Here is a 2,172-nt window from a genome sequence, read left to right as displayed (position 1 = left end):
GCCCGGGACCCCTAGTTCAGCTGACGGTGAGAGAGATTGGCGCGCCAGCGCGCCACCCATCCGCACCTGCGGCTGACAAAGGGGTCCCGGGCACAAGGCCCGGGATGACGGCTGTTATGTTGGAGATTGCTCCCCTACGCCGCCGCCTTCGTCCGGGGTCCCACATAGACCGACTGCGGGCGCACCAACTTGCCCGTCGCCAGCTGCTCCCGCGCGTGGGCGATCCATCCCGCCGTGCGGCCCATGGCGAACACGCAGGTGAAGCTGGCGGGCGGCAGGCCCAGGGCCTCCAGCAGCAGGGCGGTGTAGAACTCGACATTGGTCTCCAGCGCCCGGTCGGGCTTGCGCTCGCGCAGGATCCGCAGGGCCGCCTGCTCCACCGCCTCGGCGAAGGCCAGGCGGCCGGGCAGCGACCCCGAGGTCTGGGCCAGCTGGCGGATCGCGGCCTTCAAAGCGTCGGCGCGCGGGTCGCGGACCCGGTAGATGCGGTGGCCAAAGCCCATCAGGCGGTCGCCGCGCGCCAGGGCGCCGAGGATCCAGCGCTCGGCGTTTTCGGGCGTGCCGATGGCGTCCAGCATCTCGATCACCGGACCGGGCGCGCCGCCGTGCAGCGGGCCCTTCAGGGCCGAGATGCCGGCCAGCACCGCCGAGGTCAGGCCCGCGCGGGTCGAGGCCACGACCCGGGCGGCGAAGGTCGAGGCGTTCAGGCCATGGTCGCAGACCGTGACCAGATAGGCGTCCAGCGCCCGCGCCTCCCCGTCCGTGGCCGGAACGCCGCGCGTCATCCGCAGCATGTCGGCGGCGTGCGACAGGGCCGCGTCGGGGGCGAGCGGCTGCTGGCCGGCGGCGACCCGCAGCACGGCGGGGGTGAAGACGGCCGGGGCGGCGATCAGCAGCAGGGCGGTGTCGAGCCCATCGCCGTCGGGCAGGCGGGCGATCAGGGCGCGGACGGCCTCGACCGGATCGCGGCGGGCCAGGCCCTCGTCCAGGGCGGCGACCTCGGCGAAGGCGCGGATCCGGGCCGCGCCGAGAGCCGGGGCCAGGTCCGACGGCAGGTCGTCGAAGAACCCGTCCAGCAGCAGGTGGGCCACGCCCTCGAACCCGGCGCGATGGGCCAGATCCTCGACGGCGTAGCCTCGAATGGTCAGGCGGCCGGCCTGGCCGTCGACGTCGGACAGCACGGTGTGGGCGGCGACGACGCCTTCCAGGCCTTCGGCGACATGGCCGGCGTGCTGGGCGGCGGTAAGACCCTTGGACATGATTGAGGTCTCCTTTCGCCGTCCAATCCACGCCCTTGGTACTTGATCGTCAATCTTGATCAATGTAATCAATATAAATGGCCGAATGGATCGACGCGGAACAGGCGATGGCGACGCTGGGGGTGCGGGCCCAGACCCTGTACGCCTATGTCAGCCGGGGCCGGGTGGGCGCGGCGGCCCATCCCGACGATCCGCGCCGCAGCCTCTATCGCGCCTCCGACGTCGCGGCCCTGGCGGCCAAGAAGGCCCGGGGCCGGCGCGCCGCCGACGTGGCGGCCGAGGCCATCGCCTGGGGCGAGCCGGTGCTGCCCTCGGCCATCACCACGGTGGAGGGCGGACGCCTGTTCTATCGCGGCCAGGACGCCGTGGACCTGGCCCGCATGCACAGCCTGGAGCAGGTGGCCCGCCTGCTGCGCGGCGGCCACGGCGCGCCGCTGACCGGGCCTGAACCCAAGAAGCCCAAGAAGGGCGAGACGCCTCGCGCCCGGCTGTTCTCGACCCTGGCCGCCCGGGCCGGGATCGACCCGCCGGCGCGGGGCCGCGCGCCGCTGGCCTTGGCGATGGAGGCCGCCGGCCTGCTGGAAGCCGCCGCCGACGCCGTGGCCGGGTCGATCGGCGAGGGTCCGATCCACCAAAGGCTGGCCAGCGCCTGGTCGCTGGACGCCCAGGCCGCCGACCTGGTGCGCCGGGCCCTGGTGCTGCTGGCCGACCACGAGCTGAACGCCTCGACCTTCGCGGTGCGGGTGGCGGCCTCGACCGGCGCCTCGCTGGCGGCCGCGTCCCTGGCGGGCCTGGCGGCGCTGTCGGGGCCTTTGCACGGCGGCATGGCGGCGCGGGTGGAGATGTTCGTCGACGAGGCCGAGCGGCGCGGGCCTTCGCGGGCCGTGGCCGAGCGCCTGGCCCAGGGCTCGGC

At 74.2% G+C, this 2,172-nt stretch carries 2 protein-coding genes; one reads left to right on the top strand and one right to left on the bottom strand.

All coding sequences use genetic code 11. The features are described from left to right. Nucleotides 1–134 precede the first annotated feature (134 nt). Complete coding sequence (locus AC1DZ6_RS23935; RefSeq protein ID WP_477099602.1) at nt 135–1,259, bottom strand: citrate synthase/methylcitrate synthase; 1,125 nt, start codon at nt 1,257–1,259, stop codon at nt 135–137. 77 nt (nt 1,260–1,336) lie between these two features. On the opposite strand from AC1DZ6_RS23935, the gene AC1DZ6_RS23930 reads away from it, so the two are divergent. Further along, nucleotides 1,337–2,172, top strand: an 836-nt coding sequence (locus AC1DZ6_RS23930; RefSeq protein WP_477099601.1) for a citrate/2-methylcitrate synthase, incomplete at its 3' end; no start/stop codon positions are given.

The organism is Caulobacter sp. P1_B12_2 (assembly GCF_056406675.1).
This window is presented reverse-complemented; position numbering and strand designations above follow the sequence as displayed.

Coding starts and splice junctions, on each gene's coding strand:
- AC1DZ6_RS23935 (WP_477099602.1), bottom strand. CDS start 1,259: ATGTCCAAGGGTCTTACCGCCGCCCAGCACGCCGGCCATGTCGCCGAA.